Below are 18,834 nucleotides of genomic sequence, written 5' to 3' on the forward strand. Positions count from 1 at the left end.
CTACCCCTGGTCGGGGTTCACCGGATCGACGCGAGCCTCGGGCGAATCGCCGCTCTCGACCCGGCGGCGGTTCTCCAGCCAGGCATCGACCGCCCGCCTGGTCTGGTCCAGCAGTTCCCGGAACACGGCCTCGGCACCCGCGCCGATCACGACCAGGAGGATCTCCATGCCCGCGCCCATGTGCCCGGGCGGCCCGCCGGCCCGGGGCCGTTCGAGGATCTGCAACTGCCCGTCGCGGACCCGGTCGTCCAGCGGTTTCTCGCGTTCCAGCCACGCCTTCAACGCAGCCACGTCGTTGTTGCTCGCGCTTCCGTCCAGCCGGACCCGGATACCTCGGCCGGCCACGCCATCCCCCTCAGCCATGACTCACCATTCTGGCACCAGGAACGGCGCCCGGAAAGGTCCACGCCCGCCTACGAATTGACGTAGCGTCAGCTCTGACCCTGCAATTGCCGCAGCTGCCGCCGCACGTCATCCAGCGCGCCCCGCCGCCGCCCGGGGACGCGCCCGCGCAACTCGGCGAGAACGGGCCCGAGTTCCCGGGCTCGCTCGGGTTCGCGGATCTGCCCCCACTGGTGGTGCGCCCGGTCGACGGCGGCCTCGACCGCGGGCGCGTCGGCGCTCTGCCCCATGGCCAGCCGGGTCGCGGCGACGGTCAGCCAGGCACGGCAGCTGCGGGCCGCGTCCCCCGCGAACATGGCCAGGTCGGCGCGGACCTCCGTCCAGTGCAGCGCGTCCTCGGAGGCCGCCCCGTACGCCCGTACGGCCGCCTGCTCCCAGCGGGCGGCGAGCGCGTCGGCATCGCCGTGCCGTCCGGACTCCACCCAGGCGGCGATGGCGGCGTGCGGGTCGGCCGCCGCGGGCCGCCGCGCGGCGAGCACGATGCCCGGACCGCCCTCCGCGCCGGCCCTCACCGCACCGGCCCCTTCCGCACCGCCGGCCAGCCGTGCCAGCGCCTGCTCGTGCAACTGCTCCAGCGGCGGCCGGTGTCCGCTGCGCAGGATCGTCGCCACCGCCTTCATGTACGCCGGGACCGCCACCGTGCGCCGCGACGGCGGCGGCGCGATACGCCCGTACACGGCGACGGTGCGGCCCGCCTCCAGCGGGCGCTCGCGCAGCTGCCGCCAGCTCTCCTCGTCCGCGTACAGATCGGCCACGAGCGTGGTCGTGCCGTCCGGGCGCAGCCGCAGCTCCTCGCGCAGCCAGTGCCAGGGCAGCGCGGTGTAGCGGACGGTCGCGGGCGTGGTGCGGGCCAGCGCCAGGTGCGGCAGGCGCTGGCGGCGGTCGAGCTGCAACTGCCCGGTGACGAAGACGGTCAGCGGAGCGGGGGACGCCGCGGCGGCGCGCAGCCGGGTGAGGACGGCCTGCGGCTCCACCGGGTCGGCGAGCTCGACGACGCTCGCGGTGTCGGTGCCGGACAGCACGGCCGGCTCGACGGCGGCCAGCACCGGAAGCACGGACGCGGCATCCACCAGACGCCCCCTGCCCACCGGCGAGGCCGCGAGCAGCAGCACGGTTCCAGGCATGGTCCCCCCGCGTCGTCGGTCGCGTACGGACAGCACCGTAACCGCAGTAACCGCTGCGGCTGCAAAGGCGGGTAGGAATGCGCGTCCGCCGACTTGCCAGGGATCCGTCCCAGGTGTGCTCTGGTAGGCGGGGGCGACGAGGAGAGAGGAGCGCTCTCATGGCTCACGCGGCACCCGTTCCCGCCCGCACCACCACCCCGGCCACCCGGCAGCCCCGTACACCCGACTTCTTCAGCCACCGGGCACACAACATCGGACGGTGGGCGGGACCCTTCGCCATCGGTCTCGTCTACGGCTACTGGGCCGCGGCCAACCGGCGCTCCGGCGGACCGATCACGACCGGGAACCTGGTGTTCGGCTTCGTGACCGTGATCGTCTTCACGGTGCTGATGGCGGGCGTGCTGTACCTGGCCCCGCGGCTGCGACGCGAGCTGCACGCCTTCGTGTGGTTCCTCTTCTCCGCCGCGGCCTTCGGGTTCCTGTACAACCAGTCCGGGGAGTCCGTCCTGCTGACCGTCGGCCTGTCGCTGGCGTTCGGCGTTCTCGTGGGCCTGTTCTGCTTCTACTGGTTCTACACGCACGAGGACGCACAGGGTCACCGCGTCCACTGACGCGTGAAGCCTGCTGCATGAGGCCGCCGTGCGCCGGCGCTGACCGTCCGAATCCGCGCACTCACCCCGCGTCACCCGAATGCAGCCTCTCCACTGGCGGATCCGGTGCCGGCGGCTTTCGCTGAAAGGGTGTCCCGACCTCTGCGAAGCGGCCTGTCGGCCGTGCTGATCACCCTGTCGTGCCTGCTCGTGCCGTTCGGCGCGCTAACGGCCTGGGCGGCGTACGGGCTCACGGACACCGGCCGCTACGTCACCACGATGGCCCCGCTCGCCGCCGACCCGGACGTGCGCGAGGCCGTCGCGGACACCGTCGGCGACGGGATCCTGGACGAGATCGGCCGCCAGGTGGACGCCAAGGTGATGCGCGCGACCGTGGCGCCCTTCGTGCACGACGCGCTCCACTCGTTCACGCAGACCGCGGCCTTCCGCACCGCGTGGAACGAGGGCAACCGGGCCGCCCACGACGCCGTCCTGCGCGCCCTGCGCGACGAACCCGGCGGGAGCGACCGCCCGGTCACCGTCGACCTCGCTCCCGTCACCGCCAACGTCAAGGCCCGGCTCGCCCAGGACCACGTGCCGCTCGCGAACCGCATCCCCGTCGAGCACGCCGAGGTCGCCCTGCTCCCGGCCCAGGAGCTGGGCCGCCTGCGGAAGGGGTTCCACGTGCTCGAAGTCGCCGGCTTCTGGCTCCCCGTCGCGGCCGTGGTGTTCGCCGTCGCCGGGATCGCGCTGGCCGCCTGCCGCCGCCGCGCGCTCGTCGCAACAGCGCTCGGCACCGCCGTCGGCGGCGCGCTGCTCGCCCTCGCCCTCGCCGTGGGCCGCCGCCTGACCCTGTCCGACCTGCCCGACGAGGTCTCCCAGCCGGCCGCGGCCGCCGTCTACGACGCCCTGACGGCCACCCTGCGCACCGTCTCGTGGCTGCTGGTGGCCCTCGGGCTGACCGTGGCCGCCCTGACCTGGCTCACCCGCCGCCGCACGGCCGGCAACGACCGGGCCGGCCGAAGCAACCGGCCCCGTCCACGCCCGCGCCTGCGCCTCCTTCTCGGACGCCGCCGCCGCGCCTCCTCCGCCCCCACGCAGACCCAGCCGCCGGAGCCGACACGCGTCGACGCCTGATCTCCTGGCGCGTGCGGGCCGTGCCTCGTAGGCTCCAGGGCCGTGGCCGCGACCCAGTACGAGACCGACCGGACCTCCGGGGAAGGGCTCCGGGGAGGGCGTGCGAGGGCCCGCGCCTGGTGCGCGGGGCTGCTGTTCGCCGGGGTGAGCGTGGTCGTCGGCTGCCGGCTCGCCGACAGCGACGGTGTGACGCCCGTGCCGCAGCTGCTCGCCTTCCTCCCGTGGCTGCTCGTCCCCACCGGCCTGGGGCTGGCGTTCGCCCTGCTCGGCCGCTGGTGGTTCGGGACGGTGTGGGGTGTGGTGGTCCTCGGTCTGCTGGCGTGGTTCATCGAGCCGTACGGCAGGGTGGCGGAGCCGTCGGGCGCCCCCGTCGCCCATGTCCGCGTCCTCACCTCGAACGTGGAGTTCGGCCGAGCCGCGCCGGCCCTCGTCCCGGTGATCCGCCGCGAGCGGCCCGACATCGTGTTCGTGGAGGAGTGCGACTACGCGTGCCAGGACCTGCTGCGGCAGGACGTCGGAGGCGACTACCCCTACCGCCGGGCGGTGGCGGCGGCCGGCTCGAAGGGCTCGATCATCCTCAGCAGGTACGCGCTCAAGGGAACGGACGGCGTCCGCGGCCAGATGGGCATGCCGGGCGCCCTCGCCGACGTACGGGGGCATCCCGTACGGCTCCAGCTGGCGCACCCCAAACCACCGCTGCCCGGCCAGGTCGCGCTCTGGCACCGGGAACTGGGCAGACTGCGGGCCTTCGCGGCGGCCGACCGCACGACGCCCACCGTCCTGGCCGGTGACTTCAACGCCTCCCAGGACCACGCCGGTTTCCGCCGCATCCTCGACACCGGCCTGCGCGACGCGGCCCGTCTCGCCGGCTCCGACCGCACCCCCAGCTGGCCGGCCCGCACCACCCCCACCCTGGGCGCCCAGATCGACCACGTGCTGGTGTCGGACGAGTTCTCCGCGGCCCACGCCCGCTTCCTGCGCCTGGCCGACACCGACCACCGGGCCCTCCTGGTCGACCTCACCCTCCACGTGCGCCAGGCCGCGGCGACCCGGCCTTGACACGGTCCCGCCCCCGACGCTCTCCCCTGCCCAAGATCACCAACGAGGGCCGCTAACCTTACGTGTCCGTCCTGGCCAGGGATCGACGGGAACAACTCACGCGAAGGGTTGCGCACATGGGCATTCTCACTCGCCTGCGGAATGCGTTCGGCCGCTCACGCAAGGGGCGTACGGCCGAAGCAGAGGGTGCGGACCGGGTTCCGACCCAGGAGCCGTCCCCCGCGGTCGCGCAGCACCCGGAGCCGAAGGCCCAGGTCCCGTCCCCGGCCTCGGAACCCACTCCGGACCCCGCGCCCGCGCCCTCGGCCCCGGTCACGGCCCATGTGCCCGACCCCCGCACCTCACCTCGCGAGGAACGCGAGGACGACGAGGAACACGAACTGGTGGCAGCGGCCTTCGACAACGTCACGGTCCCCAAGCCGGCGAAGCCGGTGGAACCGACGAAGGAGACGCCGGCCGCGGCCCAGGAACCCGAGCCGGAGCCCGAGCCGGAGGCAGAGGCACACGCACAGGCAGAGACAGAGGCAGGGGCAGGGGCAGGGGCAGAGGCGGAGAACGAGCCGGAGCCGACCCCGGAACCGGAGGCGAAGCCGGAACCGCAGGCGGAAGCAGCGGACGCCCCGGAGCCGACGTCTGAGACGGCGGAGACGGCAGAGACCTCTGAGACGGCGGAGACGGCGGAGACGGCGGAGACGGCGGAGACGGCGGAGATGGCGGAGCCGAACGCCCCGCAAGCCGCCGACGCGGAGGAAGCCCCGCAGGCGTCACCCGCACCCGACGACGAAAGCGGCACGGACGGTGCGGGCGGGAACGAAACCGCGGCCGAAGGCGAAGCCGAGGCCGAACCGCAGACAGCCACGCCCGCGACCCCCCTCGCCCGCCTGAAGTCCCGCGCCCCCGGCCTGACAACCGCCTACAAGGCCGCCACCGCCGCCCTGAAGAAGAACGACCTGACCGGCGCCCGCGCCAAGGTCTACCTCGTCCTCGACCGCTCGGCCTCCATGCGCCCGTACTACAAGGACGGCTCCGCCCAGGCCCTCGCCGAGCAGACCCTCGCGCTCGCCGCCCACCTCGACCCCGAGGCCACGGTCCACGTGACGTTCTTCTCCACCGAAGTGGACGGCACCGCCGACCTCACCCTCACCGACCACGAGAACAAGATCGACGAGGTCCACGCCTCCCTGGGCCGCATGGGCCGTACGAGCTACCACGCGGCGGTCGAAGAGGTCCTCGCGCACCACGCGAAGTCCACGGACGGCGCGACCGCCCCCGCCCTGGTGATCTTCCAGACGGACGGCGCCCCCGACGCCAAGACCCCCGCCACCCAGTCCCTCACCGAGGCGGCGAAGAACCACCCCGCCGTCTTCTTCTCCTTCGTCGCCTTCGGCGAGCACGACAACAAGGCCTTCGACTACCTCCGCAAACTGAAGACCGAGAACACCTCCTTCTTCCACGCGGGCCCCGCCCCCCGCGAGCTCACCGACAAGGAGCTCTACGAGGGCGTACTGGCCGCCTGGCGCCCGTAGCGTCCCGCCGGACCCCGCCCGTGGGGTGGACGGAGCCGTGCCCGGCCTCGTCCACCCCACGAAACGCATGTGAGTCGATCTTCACGGGGCCAGTAGGATTTCGACCATGGCGGCCACTGGATCCGAGAAGCAGGGTGACAAGGCGTTCTACGTCTCCACCCCCATTTACTACGTCAACGACGCTCCTCACCTGGGCCACGCCTATACGACCGTCGCAGGCGACGTGCTCACGCGCTGGCACCGTCAGCGCGGCGAGAAGGTGTGGTACCTCACCGGCACGGACGAGCACGGTCAGAAGATCATGCGCACGGCCGAAGCGAACGGGGTCACGCCCCAGGAGTGGGCGGACAAGCTCGTCACCGAGTCCTGGCGCCCCCTGTGGGAGCACCTGGAGATCGCGAACGACGACTTCATCCGCACCACGCAGAAGCGGCACACCGACCGCGTCCAGGAATTCGTCCAGGACCTGCACGACAAGGGCGAGATCTACAAGGGCGGCTACGAGGGCCCCTACTGCGTGGGCTGCGAGGAGTACAAGCTCCCCGGCGAGCTGCTCGACGGCGAGGGCGAGTACGCGGGCCAGAAACTCTGCCCGATCCACAAGAAGCCGGTGGAGATCCTCAGCGAGGAGAACTACTTCTTCAAGCTGAGCGCGTACGGCGACAAGCTGCTCGCCCACTACGAGGCGAACCCCGACTTCATCCAGCCCGAGTCGGCCCGCAACGAGGTCCTGAACTTCGTCCGCCAGGGCCTGCAGGACCTGTCGATCTCCCGCTCGACCTTCGACTGGGGCATCCCGATCCCGTGGGACCCCAAGCACGTGATCTACGTGTGGGTCGACGCGCTGCTGAACTACGCCACGGCGGTCGGCTACAACGAGAACCCGGAGAAGTTCGAGTCGACCTTCCCGGCGGATGTCCACCTGGTCGGCAAGGACATCCTCCGCTTCCACGCGGTCATCTGGCCGGCGATGCTGATGGCCCAGGGCCTGCCGCTGCCGCGCAAGGTCGCGGCCAACGGCTGGCTGATGGTCGGCGGCGAGAAGATGTCGAAGTCGAACCTGACCGGCATCAAGCCGCAGGACCTGACCTCGCACTTCGGCGTGGACGCCTACCGCTGGTACTTCCTGCGGGCGATCGCCTTCGGCCAGGACGGCTCGTTCTCCTGGGAGGACTTCTCCGCCCGCTACACCAGCGAGCTGGCCAACGACTACGGCAACCTCGCCTCGCGCGTGGCGGCCATGGTCGGCAAGTACTTCGGCGGCACCCTGCCCGAGGCGACGGCCGACGGCGAGGCCGAGAAGGCGATCCACGACGGACTGGCCAAGGCGGTCGCCGAGGCCGACCGGAAGATCGGCGACGAGCTGGACTTCCAGGGCGGCATCCTGGCCGTCTTCGACTTCGTCAAGCAGGTCAACGGCTACATCACCGAGCAGGAGCCCTGGAAGGTCGCCAAGGACGACTCCGAGGAGGGCCGGGCCCGCCTGGCCACGATCCTCTACACGGCGGCGGAGTCCCTCCGTGCGGTCGCCGTCCTGCTGAACCCGGTCATGCCGGAGACCTCCCAGAAGCTGTGGGACTCCCTGGGAGCCGACGCGTCCCTGGGCGCCCTGGCCGGCCAGCGGGTCCAGGAGGCCGGCACCTGGGGCAGGCTCCCCGCCGGCTCGACGGTCACCAAGGGCGCGGTGCTCTTCCCGCGTCTCGAGGAGAAGCCGACCGCGTAACACGCTCGCTACAGCGCGGGGCCCGGGAGAAGGAAACCCTTCTCCCGGGCCCCGCGCTTTGCGAAGATCATCGTCGTACGACGGCCACCCGGCCGCCGTCACTCGTGTGGGGGGACCATCCATGGGACTGTTCGGCAACGCGCACAGCATCGACCCGGCCCAGGCGCAGCAGGAGTACACGCGTCTGCTGGGCCAGGGCGAGCAGGTGCACGCCGCCTTTCTGCTGATCCGCGACACCATCCTGTTCACCGACCGGCGCCTGATCCTGGTCGACAAGCAGGGCATCACCGGCAAGAAGACGGAGTACCACTCCGTCCCGTACCGGAGCATCACGCACTTCTCCGTCGAGACGGCCGGCCACTTCGACCTCGACGCCGAGCTGAAGATCTGGCTCTCGGGCACCGCGGCCCCGATCGAGAAGACGTTCACCAAGGGCGTGGACATCTACGAGGTCCAGGCGATCCTCACCCAGTTCGTGGCGCGGTAGACCGCGGCGGCACACGACGAAGGGCCCGGCACCGGAGCGTTCTCCGGTGCCGGGCCCTTCGTCGTCCGGCGGTACTCGTCCCGCGGTACTACTTCGGCTGCGGCTTGCGCACCGACAGGTGCAGTTCCTTCAGACGGGACTCGTCCAGCTCCGTCGGGGCGCCCATCATCAGGTCCTGGGCGTTGCCGTTGAGCGGGAAGGCGATGGTCTCGCGGATGTTGGGCTCGTCGGCCAGGAGCATGACGATGCGGTCGACGCCCGGGGCGATGCCGCCGTGCGGGGGGGCGCCGAAGCGGAACGCCCGCAGCATGCCGGCGAACTTCTCCTCGACGGTCTCACGGTCGTAGCCCGCGATCTCGAAGGCCTTGAGCATGATCTCCGGCTCGTGGTTCCGGATCGCGCCGGAGGACAGCTCGACACCGTTGCAGACGATGTCGTACTGCCAGCCCAGGATGTCCAGCGGGTCCTGGGTCTCAAGGGCCTCCAGGCCGCCCTGCGGCATCGAGAAGGGGTTGTGGGAGAAGTCGATCCCGCCGGTCTCCTCGTCCTTCTCGTACATCGGGAAGTCGACGATCCAGCAGAAGCGGAACACGTCCTCCTCGAAGTGGCCGGCCCGGCGCGCGGCCTCCACCCGCACCGCGCCCATGATCTTCGAGACCTCGTCGAACTCGCCCGCGCCGAAGAAGACGGCGTGACCGGCCGACAGGGACAGGCGCTTGGTCAGCTCCGCGACGTTCTCCTCGGTGAGGAACTTCGCGATCGGGCCGGTCAGGGAGCCGTCCTCGCCGACACGGACCCACGCCAGGCCCTTCGCGCCCTGCGCGACCGCGTAGTCCCCCAGCTGGTCGAAGAACTTCCGCGGCTGGTCCTGGACCGCCGGCACCGGCAGCGCGCGCACGTGCTTGCCCGCGAACGCCTTGAACTCCGAGCCCTCGAAGACGTCCGTGATGTCGACGAGCTCCAGCTTGGCGCGCAGGTCCGGCTTGTCGGAGCCGTACTTCAGCATCGCCTCGCGGAACGGGATCCGGGGGAAGGGCGAGGTGACGTGCCGGCCGTTGCCGAACTCCTCGAACAGGTCGGTCATCAGCTTCTCGACCGGCTGGAAGATGTCCTCCTGCTCGACGAAGGACATCTCGATGTCGAGCTGGTAGAACTCGCCCGGCGAGCGGTCCGCGCGGGCGTCCTCGTCGCGGAAGCAGGGCGCGATCTGGAAGTAGCGGTCGAAGCCGGAGATCATCAGCAGCTGCTTGAACTGCTGCGGTGCCTGGGGGAGCGCGTAGAACTTGCCCGGGTGCACACGGGAGGGGACCACGTAGTCGCGGGCGCCCTCGGGGGAGGTGGCGGACAGGATCGGCGTCGCCATCTCGTTGAAGCCCATCGCGGCCATCTTCTGGCGCATGGCCGAGATCACGGCCGTACGCAGCATGATGTTGCGGTGCATGCGCTCGCGGCGCAGGTCCAGGAAGCGGTACTCCAGGCGCCGCTCCTCGTTGACCCCGTCCTCGGTGTTGATCGTGAAGGGCAGCGGGGCCGCGGCGCCGAGCACCTCCACCTCGCCGACCTCGATCTCGACCTCGCCGGTGGGCAGGTCGGGGTTCACGTTCTCGGTTCCACGTGAAACAACCGAGCCGTCGATCCGGACCACGGTCTCCTTGGAGAGCTTGTCCAGCGCCTCGTACGCGGGCGTGCCGGGACGCGCGACCAGCTGCGTGATGCCGTAGTGGTCGCGCAGATCGATGAAGAGGATGCCGCCCAGGTCGCGCCGATTGTGCAGCCAGCCGCTCAGCCGGACGTCGGTGCCGACGTCAGAGGCGCGGAGCTCGCCGCAGGTGTGGGACCTGTACCGATGCATCGTCGTTCATCCAGTCTTCGCGGATCGGGGATCACCGGGGCGCGGACACGGACCGGCCCGGACCTACCAAGGGTACCGGCCGCCCCACGCTCGGCTCTCCCCTATTCACGCGGGGCGTCGGAGCATTCGCGCGAGGCGACCGCGGCGGTGCCCGGGACGCGTGCCCGTGCGCCTTCGGTGGCAGTGTTCGAGAGCCTGTTCTTAGAGTGGGGCAATGCGCACTGGTGAGCCCCCCCTGCCCGCTGTGGGGGACGTTCTCGCCTCCCTGGCGACCGGAGTGTGGCGCTGGGACACCTCCACCGGGCTGGTCGCGGCCGACGCCGAGGCGGCACGGCTGCTCGGGCTGCCCGCCGAGGAGGTCACCCTCACCGAGGCCCAGGTGCGCGCCCGTCTGCACCCGGTCGACTGGAACGAGATCACCGGCGTGGTGCAGCTGGCCGTCGCCGAGGGCACCCTCGCCGAGGTGCGCATCCGGATCATGGACGAGCGGGGCCGCATCATCCGGGTCGTGCGCAGCCGCTCCCGGCCGACGTACGACCGGCGCAAGAAGGCCTACGAACTGATCGGCACCCTCCAGGAGGTCACCGAGCCGACGCCGGGCTCCCCGGCCGGGCGCAGCACGGTCACCGGCGACTGGCGGCGCTCCCGGGAGGCGTTCCTGCTGGACGCCGGACGGGCGCTGGCCGAGGCGCGGTCGACGGCCGAGGTGCTGCGGGTGGCGGCCGGACTGTCGATGCCCGGTTTCTCACCGGACGGTCTCGCCGTGTTCGGGGTGGAGGGCGACCGGCTGACGATCATCGGCCACCACGGGCAGCGGCCCGGCGACGAGGGCCCCTTCGTGCACATGGCGCTGGAGACGGACTACCCGGCCGCCGAAGTGGTGCGCACCGGCCGGGCCGTCTACCTCTCCTCCCCGGAGGAGTACCGGGCCCGCTACCCGCTCACCTGGCCGCTCGCCCAGCGCTTCAACCGCCACTCCTGGGCCTTCCTGCCGCTGACCGCATCGGGCCGCACCATGGGCGCCTGGATGGCCGCCTTCACCCACCGGGTCGCGTTCACGCCCGACGAGCGCTCGGTACTGACGACGGTGGCCCGGATGCTCGCCCAGGCGCTCTCGCGGGCCGGGACCGCGGAGACCGAACGGGAGCTGAGCGAGGGGCTGCAGCGCTCGATGATGCCCACGCTGGGCCCCGAGGTCCCCGGCATGGACCTGGCGGCCCGGTACGTCCCCACCGGCGGCGGCCTCCAGGTCGGCGGCGACTGGTACGACATGATCCCGCTGCCCGGCGGACCCGCCCGCAGCCGCACCAAAAGCGGGGCGGGACGGTTCGCCCTGGTCATGGGCGACGTACAGGGCCATGACGTGCGCGCCGCCGGCCTGATGGGCCAGCTGCGCATCGCCCTGCGCGCCTACGCCTCCGAGGGCCACCGCCCGGACGCGGTCCTCTCCCGCGCCTCCCGGTTCCTGCACGGCATCGTGGGCGCCGACGCCGAGGACGGCGACATCGTCGACCTGCGCTTCGCGACCTGCCTGTACGCCGAGGTCGACCCTCGCACGGGAGTCCTGGAGGTGGCCCGCGCCGGGCACCCGGACCCGGTGATCCGTATGACGGACGGCACGGTCCTGATGCGTCCGACGGCGGGCGGCCTGCCCCTCGGCGTCGACCCGGACGCCGACTACCCGACGACCCGATTCACCCTGGAACCCGGCGAGACCATGATGATCTGCACGGACGGGCTGATCGAGACCGGCGGGCACGACCTGGACACCGGCTGGCAGCGCGTCCGTACGATCCTGGAGCAGCACGAGGGCGACACCGAGGAGCTGGCCGACGCGCTCGTCCAGGGCGTGCACGGGCCCTCCTCGCACTACACCACCGGCCCGCTCGCCGACCGTCGCGAGGACGACATAGCCGTCCTGCTGCTGAACCGGCACCCCGAAGCCCCCGTTGGCGCGGTGGCCGTACGGCCCGAGATCCGGCGCACCCTCCTCACGGTCGCGCAGGCCGAGCCCGAGCGGATCTCGGTGGCCCGGCAGCAGCTGCGGGAACTGCTGCACGACTGGTCGTCCTCGGAGCAGGTGGACTCCGCGGTGCTGCTGCTGTCCGAGATGCTGACCAACGTCCTCGTGCACACCGACACCGACGCGCTGCTGCTCGCCGAGGTGAGCGGCGAGAAGGGCGAGCGGCGGATGCGGGTGGAGGTCACCGACGCCGGCGAGGAGCTGCCGCACAAGCGCCGGCCCGGCGAGCTGGCCTCCTCCGGGCGCGGGCTGCTGCTGATAGAGCTGCTCGCGGACGCCTGGGGCGTCGAGCCGCGGGGGGTGGGCAAGAGCATCTGGTTCGAGCTGTACGAGCCGCCGCGCGACAAGCTGTGACGGCAGGTCCTCACATGACGACCCGTCCCCAGGGGGCCGGCGCTCGCGTCCCTAGGTGTAGCGCTCGCGCAGTTCGTGGGCGATCCCGAACGCCGCCGCCGTCAGCGGCACCGCCAGCAGCATCCCGACGATCCCGGCGACCGATGCCCCCGCCGTGATGGCCAGCAGCACCGCCGCCGGGTGCAGCTGCACGGTCCGGCTCTGGATCATCGGCTGGAGCACATGCCCCTCCAGCACCTGCACGGCGAGCACGACCCCGAGCACCCACAGCGCGACGACGAACCCCCGGTCGGCGAACGCGACCAGCACCGACACCGCACCCGAGATGAACGCGCCCAGGTAGGGGATGTAGGCGCCGACGAAGACCAGCGCGCCCAGTCCGAAGGCCCCCGGCACGCCCAGCACGATCAGGCCGACGGTGATGCAGCCGGCGTCGATGAACGCGATGATCGTGGTGCCGCGCATGAAGCCCTCGACGGCCGCGAAGGCCCGCCGCGCCATCGCCTCCGCCACGTCGGCCGTGTCGCCCGGGGCGAGCGTGCGCAGGGAGCGCAGGGCACGGTCGGCGTCACGCAGGAAGAAGAACACCAGCAGCAGGGCCAGTACGGCCATGGCCAGGTACTCGGCGACCACGCTGACCCCGCTGATCACGTTGGAGACCGCCGTCCCGCCGAACTTCGACAGCAGCTCCCGGCCATGGGAGGCGAGGTCCTTGAGGGAGGTCCCGGCACCCCCGAAGCGGTCGGTCAGCGACTTCGCCGCGCTCTCCAGCGAGGAGGCGATCTGCGGCCCGCTGTCGATCAGCGCGAGGGTCACCACGTAGCCGACGCCGCCGACGACGACCAGCACGGCGGCGCAGGTGATCCCGGCCGCCAGCGACCGATTGACCCTGGCCCGCACCAGCCGCCGGAACAGGGGCCGCAGCAGCGCGGATCCCAGCAGCGCCAGCAGTACGGGCGTCACGGCCGTACGGAACGTCACGCACAGCCGTACCGCGATCCACACCACCCCGGAGACCAGCAGCACGACGGCACACCAGGCGGCGAGACGTCGGACGGGCTCGGGCAGCAGGCGCACCCCACCAGCGGACCACGCGCCGCCCGAACTGTCCTGCACGGACGGCCCGGCCGGGTGAGTGGGGTGACGAGAGGTCAGCCCCGCTCGGCCCGGTCGGTCGCGGCGAGCCCCGGTCGGCCCGCTCAGTCCCGCTCAGTCCCGGGTAGCCGCGGCTGCCCGGGGGCCGGGCTCGGCCCCCGGGGACCCGTCTCCGCCATGGCGTCAGCTCTGCGGACCCGTCTCCGTCATGCCGTGGACCGCCGGGATCGTTCCGAGGCGGCCCTTCTGGAAGTCCTCGAAGGCCTGCATCAGTTCGTCCCGGGTGTTCATGACGAACGGCCCGTAGTGCGCCATGGGCTCACGGATGGGCTGTCCGCCCAGGAGGACGACCTCCAGGTCCGGCGTGTGGGAGTCCTGCTTCTCGTCCGCGCGGACGGTCAGCGAGGAGCCGGCGCCGAAGACGGCGGTCTGGCCGAGGTGGATCGGACGCCGCTCGGCGCCCACAGAACCGCGCCCGGCGAGCACGTACGCCAGCCCGTTGAAGTCCTCCCGCCACGGCAGGGTGACCTCCGCGCCCGGCGCCACCGTCGCGTGGATCATCGTGATCGGTGTGTGCGTGATGCCGGGACCGGCGTGCCCGTCCAGCTCACCGGCGATCACGCGCAGCAGCGCGCCGCCGTCGGGCGTGCTCAGCAGCTGGACGCTGCCGCCGCGGATGTCCTGGTAGCGCGGGGCCATCATCTTGTCCTTGGCGGGGAGGTTCACCCACAGCTGCAGGCCGTGGAAGAGACCGCCGGACATGACGAGGGACTCCGGCGGCGCCTCGATGTGGAGCAGGCCGCTGCCCGCCGTCATCCACTGGGTGTCGCCGTTGGTGATGGTGCCGCCGCCACCGTTGGAGTCCTGGTGGTCGAAGATCCCGTCGATCGAGACGGCGAGCACGGGCCGTGCCACGGCGTCGGCCGGCGCAGCCACTCGGGGCAGCGCAAGCGGGTTCTCGACGGTCACTGCAGGCATGTCGGTACCTCCTTGTACGACCACTCTAGTTGAGCATTCAACTTTTCGCCACCTGCAACAGAGAAGGCCCGGAGGGCATTCCCTCCGGGCCCGATCCGCCCATACAGTCACGCGAACGGCAACACCACCGCCGCCACCGCGACCAGCGCGCCCCACCGCATCCGCGGCGACGGCGAGCGTCGGCTAGCCGTACATCCTGCGCATCGCGAAGTCGACCATCTGCTCCACCGCCTTGGCGTCGAACACCATGCGGTGCTCGCCCTCCATGTCCAGGACGAAGCCGTACCCGGTCGGCAGCAGGTCGATCACCTCCGCGCCGGTGATCACGAAGTACTTGGACTCCTTGCCGGCGTACCGGCGCAGCTCCTTCAGCGAGGTGAACATCGGGATCACCGGCTGCTGGGTGTTGTGCAGCGCCAGGAAGCCCGGGGTGTCGCCGCGCGGGCAGTACACCTTGGACGTGGCGAAGATCTGCTGGAAATCCTCCGCGGACATCTGCCCGGTGGTGAACGCACGGACCGCGTCCGCGAGCGAGGGCGGCGACGGCTCGGGGTACAGCGGCTGCTGCTGCCCGTAGCCCCCCGCCATGCCGCCCGGCATCTGCTCCTGCGGCGGCGCGTACTGCTGCTGCGCTGCACCGTCCATCGGCTGGCCGTATCCGTACATGCGGCAAGCGTACCGACGAGCCGGCCGCCGGACCTACGATGCGTCGACGAGGACCGGAGCCCGTGGCCGGAACCGGGGCTCGCCGCAGACGCGTCACAGACCACACCGTCAGGGGTTGCTTCTTATTACCGACGGGTAGCATCATCGGAGCTACTAGTTGGTAGGTCAACCAGACGCGAGGAGTCAGTGCCTCGCCGAGTCCACAACGGGAGCCGTGGCCATGGGGCACTACAAGTCCAACCTCCGCGACATCGAGTTCAACCTCTTCGAAGTCCTCGGACGCGACAAGCTGTACGGCACCGGACCGTTCGAGGAGATGGACACCGACACCGCCAGGAGCATCCTGGAGGAGCTGACCCGCCTCGCGGAGAACGAGCTGGCGGAGTCCTTCGCCGACGCCGACCGCAACCCGCCGGTCTTCGACCCCGAGACCAACACCGCGCCGATACCGGAGACCTTCAAGAAGAGCTACCGGGCCTTCATGGACTCCGAGTACTGGCGCCTCGGCCTGCCCGAGCAGATCGGCGGCACCACGGCTCCCCCGTCCCTGATCTGGGCGTACGCGGAGCTGATCCTCGGCTCGAACCCGGCGATCTGGATGTACTCCTCCGGCCCGGCGTTCGCCCGCATCCTCTTCGAGGAGGGCACCGAGGAGCAGAAGAAGCTCGCGAAGATCGCGGTCGAGAAGACCTGGGGCTCCACCATGGTGCTCACCGAGCCCGACGCGGGCTCCGACGTGGGCGCCGGCCGCACCAAGGCGGTCCAGCAGGAGGACGGCTCCTGGCACATCGAGGGCGTGAAGCGCTTCATCACCTCCGGTGAGCACGACATGGAGGAGAACATCCTCCACTACGTCCTCGCCCGCCCCGAGGGCGCCGGCCCCGGCACCAAGGGCCTGTCCCTCTTCCTCGTCCCGAAGTACCTGTTCGACTGGGAGACCGGCGAGCTGGGCGAGCGCAACGGCGTCTACGCCACCAACGTCGAGCACAAGATGGGCCTGAAGGCCTCCAACACCTGCGAGATGACCTTCGGCGACCGTCACCCGGCCAAGGGCTGGCTGATCGGCGACAAGCACGACGGCATCCGCCAGATGTTCCGCATCATCGAGTTCGCCCGCATGATGGTCGGCACGAAGGCGATCTCCACGCTGTCCACGGGCTACCTCAACGCGCTGGAGTACGCCAAGGAGCGCGTCCAGGGCCCGGACCTGGCGAACTTCATGGACAAGTCCGCGCCCAAGGTCACCATCACCCACCACCCCGACGTGCGCCGCTCGCTGATGACGCAGAAGGCGTACGCCGAGGGCATGCGCGCCCTCGTCCTCTACACGGCCTCGATCCAGGACGCGATCGCGGTCAAGGAGGCGAACGGCGAGGACGCGAAGACCGAGCACGCGCTCAACGACCTGCTCCTGCCGATCGTCAAGGGCTACGGCTCCGAGAAGGGCTACGAGCAGCTCGCCCAGTCCCTGCAGACCTTCGGCGGCTCCGGCTTCCTGCAGGAGTACCCGATCGAGCAGTACATCCGCGACGCCAAGATCGACACCCTGTACGAGGGCACCACCGCCATCCAGGGCCAGGACTACTTCTTCCGCAAGATCGTCCGCAACCAGGGCGCGGCCCTGAACTCCCTCGCCGAGGACATCAAGAAGTTCCTGGCGCTGGGCGAGGGCGGCGAGGACCTGGCCGCCGCCCGCGAGCACCTCGCCAAGGCGGCCGTCGAGCTGGAGGCCGTCGTCGGCGTGATGCTGACCGACCTCGCGGCCACCGAGCAGAACGTCAAGAACATCTACAAGGTCGGGCTCAACACGACCCGCCTGCTGCTGGCCTCCGGTGACGTGGTCGTCGGCTACCTGCTGCTCAAGGGTGCGGCGATCGCCGCCGAGAAGCTCGAGACGGCCTCCGCCAAGGACCGGGCGTTCTACACCGGCAAGATCGCGGCGGCGAAGTTCTTCGCGGCCAACGTCCTGCCCGGCGTCACCCTGGCCCGCAAGCTGTCGGAGAACGTCGACCTCGACCTGATGGAACTGGACGAGGCGGCGTTCTAGCCCGCACCTCCACATCGTTCTCACGAGGGTCCGCTCCCGGCACCGGGAGCGGACCCTCGTCCGTCGTTAAGGTGAACCCATGAGTACAAGCCAGCGCTTCGACCGCGGCCACACCGACGACCTGATGTCCTTCCTCGCGGCGAGCCCGTCGCCGTACCACGCCGTCGCCAACGCGGCCGAGCGGCTGGAGAAGGCCGGCTTCCGCCAGGTCGCCGAGACCGATGCGTGGGACGGCACACACGGCGGCAAGTACGTGCTGCGCGGCGGGGCGATCATCGCGTGGTACGTCCCCGAGGGCGCGGCGCCGTACACACCCTTCCGTATCGTCGGCGCCCACACCGACTCGCCCAACCTGCGCGTCAAGCCGCTGCCCGACACCGGAGCGCACGGCTGGCGCCAGGTCGCCGTGGAGATCTACGGCGGCCCGCTGATGAACTCCTGGCTCGACCGCGACCTGGGCCTGGCCGGCCGGCTCACTCTCCGGGACGGCTCCAGCCGCCTGGTGAACATCGACCGCCCGCTGCTGCGCGTCCCCCAGCTGGCCATCCACCTGGACCGCTCGGTCTCCACCGAGGGCCTCAAGCTCGACAAGCAGCGGCACCTGCAGCCGGTGTGGGGCCTCGGCGACGACGTCCGCGACGGCGACCTCATCGCCTTCCTGGAGCACGAGACCGGTCTGCCGGCGGGCGAGGTCGCCGGCTGGGACCTGATGGTGCACTCCGTGGAGCCGCCCGCCTACCTGGGCCGCGACCAGGAACTCGTGGCCGCCCCCCGCATGGACAACCTGCTCTCGGTGCACGCCGGTACGGCGGCCCTGGCGGCCGTGGCGACGGGGCCGGGCGCGGGCGAACTGCCGTACATCCCCGTGCTGGCCGCCTTCGACCACGAGGAGAACGGCTCCCAGTCCGACACGGGCGCGGACGGCCCGCTGCTCGGCGGCGTGCTGGAGCGCTCGGTGTTCGCGCGCGGAGGGTCGTACGAGGACCGGGCGCGCGCCTTCGCCGGCACGATCTGCCTGTCCTCCGACACGGGCCACGCCGTGCACCCCAACTACGCCGAGCGGCACGACCCGACGCACCACCCGCGCGCGGGCGGCGGCCCCATCCTCAAGGTCAACGTCAACAACCGCTACGCCACGGACGGTTCGGGCCGGGCGGTGTTCACCGCGGCCTGCGAGAAGGCCGGCGTCCCCTTCCAGTCGTTCGTCTCCAACAACTCCATGCCGTGCGGCACGACCATCGGCCCGATCACCGCGGCGCGGCACGGCATCCGCACGGTCGACATCGGTGTGGCCATCCTGTCCATGCACAGCGCCCGGGAACTGTGCGCCGCCGACGACCCGTTCCTGCTGGCCAACGCGCTGGTGGCGTTCCTGGAAGGCTGACCGCGCCGACCACCCGGCCCATGAGGGGCCGTCTCCGCATGCGCACCCCGGTTGCGGGTACCCGCAGTTGACCGGGAGGGACCGGCACACGCCGGAACCACCGGATGCGACACCGGACTAGGAGGCGACACTCATGGGCCTCGGCGGGTGCATCATCCTCATCGCCGTGGGAGCCATCCTCACATTCGCGACCGACTGGCACATGCAGGGGGTCAACCTGCATGTGGTCGGCATCATCCTGATGATCGTGGGCCTGATCGGGGTCACGACGTTCAGCAGCATCTACCGGCGCCGCCGGGTCATGGTGCCGCCATCCACCACCGTGGTCGAGGAGGAACGGCACCACCACCGCGACGGCTACATCGACGGCGGGTACGGCATGTGACC

General features: G+C 71.1%; 16 protein-coding genes. 10 read left to right on the forward strand and 6 right to left on the reverse strand.

The window, feature by feature from the left end; translation table 11 throughout:
• Positions 1-363: an effector-associated constant component EACC1 gene (locus IE318_RS09325; protein WP_037869065.1), complete on the reverse strand. Its 363-nt coding sequence runs from the start codon at positions 361-363 to the stop codon at positions 1-3.
• Positions 364-431: 68 nt separating this feature from the next.
• Positions 432-1,526 carry a hypothetical protein gene (locus IE318_RS09330; RefSeq protein WP_189898494.1) on the reverse strand — a complete coding sequence of 365 codons (1,095 nt, stop codon included), beginning with the start codon at positions 1,524-1,526 and terminating at the stop codon, positions 432-434.
• Positions 1,527-1,684: 158 nt separating this feature from the next.
• Between IE318_RS09330 and IE318_RS09335 the strand changes: the two genes are divergently transcribed.
• From IE318_RS09335 to IE318_RS09360, 6 genes are all read left to right on the forward strand, one after another.
• Complete coding sequence (locus IE318_RS09335; RefSeq protein WP_189898496.1) at positions 1,685-2,137, forward strand: hypothetical protein; 453 nt, start codon at positions 1,685-1,687, stop codon at positions 2,135-2,137.
• Between the two features lie 129 nt (positions 2,138-2,266).
• Positions 2,267-3,253, forward strand: coding sequence for a hypothetical protein (locus IE318_RS09340; protein ID WP_189898498.1), 987 nt, complete (start codon positions 2,267-2,269; stop codon positions 3,251-3,253).
• Between the two features lie 42 nt (positions 3,254-3,295).
• Positions 3,296-4,312, forward strand: a complete 1,017-nt coding sequence (locus IE318_RS09345) for an endonuclease/exonuclease/phosphatase family protein (RefSeq protein ID WP_189898500.1) — start codon at positions 3,296-3,298, stop codon at positions 4,310-4,312.
• 116 nt (positions 4,313-4,428) lie between these two features.
• The gene (locus tag IE318_RS09350; protein ID WP_189898502.1) at positions 4,429-5,838 is read left to right on the forward strand and encodes a VWA domain-containing protein; all 1,410 of its coding nucleotides are present in this window, start codon (positions 4,429-4,431) and stop codon (positions 5,836-5,838) included.
• Positions 5,839-5,944: 106 nt separating this feature from the next.
• Positions 5,945-7,561, forward strand: a complete 1,617-nt coding sequence (metG, locus tag IE318_RS09355) for a methionine--tRNA ligase (RefSeq protein ID WP_030177534.1) — start codon at positions 5,945-5,947, stop codon at positions 7,559-7,561.
• Between the two features lie 121 nt (positions 7,562-7,682).
• Positions 7,683-8,048, forward strand: a complete 366-nt coding sequence (locus IE318_RS09360; RefSeq protein ID WP_189898505.1) for a PH domain-containing protein — start codon at positions 7,683-7,685, stop codon at positions 8,046-8,048.
• 88 nt (positions 8,049-8,136) lie between these two features.
• On the opposite strand, the gene aspS is transcribed toward IE318_RS09360, so the two are convergent.
• Positions 8,137-9,900 carry an aspartate--tRNA ligase gene (gene aspS, locus IE318_RS09365; protein WP_189898507.1) on the reverse strand — a complete coding sequence of 588 codons (1,764 nt, stop codon included), beginning with the start codon at positions 9,898-9,900 and terminating at the stop codon, positions 8,137-8,139.
• A 214-nt stretch (positions 9,901-10,114) separates the two neighbouring features.
• Between aspS and IE318_RS09370 the strand changes: the two genes are divergently transcribed.
• Positions 10,115-12,277 (forward strand): SpoIIE family protein phosphatase, encoded by a 2,163-nt coding sequence (locus IE318_RS09370; RefSeq protein ID WP_189898509.1) that lies wholly within the window; start codon positions 10,115-10,117, stop codon positions 12,275-12,277.
• A 51-nt stretch (positions 12,278-12,328) separates the two neighbouring features.
• On the opposite strand, the gene IE318_RS09375 is transcribed toward IE318_RS09370, so the two are convergent.
• The 3 genes from IE318_RS09375 to IE318_RS09385 all read right to left on the reverse strand — a co-directional run bounded on the left by IE318_RS09375 (position 12,329) and on the right by IE318_RS09385 (position 15,016).
• Positions 12,329-13,354 carry an AI-2E family transporter gene (locus IE318_RS09375; protein ID WP_189898511.1) on the reverse strand — a complete coding sequence of 342 codons (1,026 nt, stop codon included), beginning with the start codon at positions 13,352-13,354 and terminating at the stop codon, positions 12,329-12,331.
• Positions 13,355-13,555: 201 nt separating this feature from the next.
• Positions 13,556-14,350: a pirin family protein gene (locus IE318_RS09380; protein WP_189898514.1), complete on the reverse strand. Its 795-nt coding sequence runs from the start codon at positions 14,348-14,350 to the stop codon at positions 13,556-13,558.
• 183 nt (positions 14,351-14,533) lie between these two features.
• Positions 14,534-15,016, reverse strand: coding sequence for an SseB family protein (locus IE318_RS09385; protein WP_030177540.1), 483 nt, complete (start codon positions 15,014-15,016; stop codon positions 14,534-14,536).
• A gap of 220 nt (positions 15,017-15,236) precedes the next feature.
• Between IE318_RS09385 and IE318_RS09390 the strand changes: the two genes are divergently transcribed.
• From IE318_RS09390 to IE318_RS09400, 3 genes are all read left to right on the forward strand, one after another.
• The gene (locus IE318_RS09390) at positions 15,237-17,063 is read left to right on the forward strand and encodes an acyl-CoA dehydrogenase (RefSeq protein WP_189898516.1); all 1,827 of its coding nucleotides are present in this window, start codon (positions 15,237-15,239) and stop codon (positions 17,061-17,063) included.
• A gap of 79 nt (positions 17,064-17,142) precedes the next feature.
• The gene (locus IE318_RS09395; RefSeq protein ID WP_189898519.1) at positions 17,143-18,447 is read left to right on the forward strand and encodes a M18 family aminopeptidase; all 1,305 of its coding nucleotides are present in this window, start codon (positions 17,143-17,145) and stop codon (positions 18,445-18,447) included.
• Between the two features lie 133 nt (positions 18,448-18,580).
• Entirely contained in the window at positions 18,581-18,832 is a 252-nt protein-coding gene (locus tag IE318_RS09400; protein ID WP_030177544.1) for a DUF6458 family protein, read from the forward strand.
• Positions 18,833-18,834: the final 2 nt, after the last annotated feature.

Origin of the sequence: Streptomyces spiralis, assembly GCF_014654675.1 — a bacterium.
In the GTDB taxonomy this organism is placed as follows: domain Bacteria; phylum Actinomycetota; class Actinomycetes; order Streptomycetales; family Streptomycetaceae; genus Streptomyces; species Streptomyces spiralis.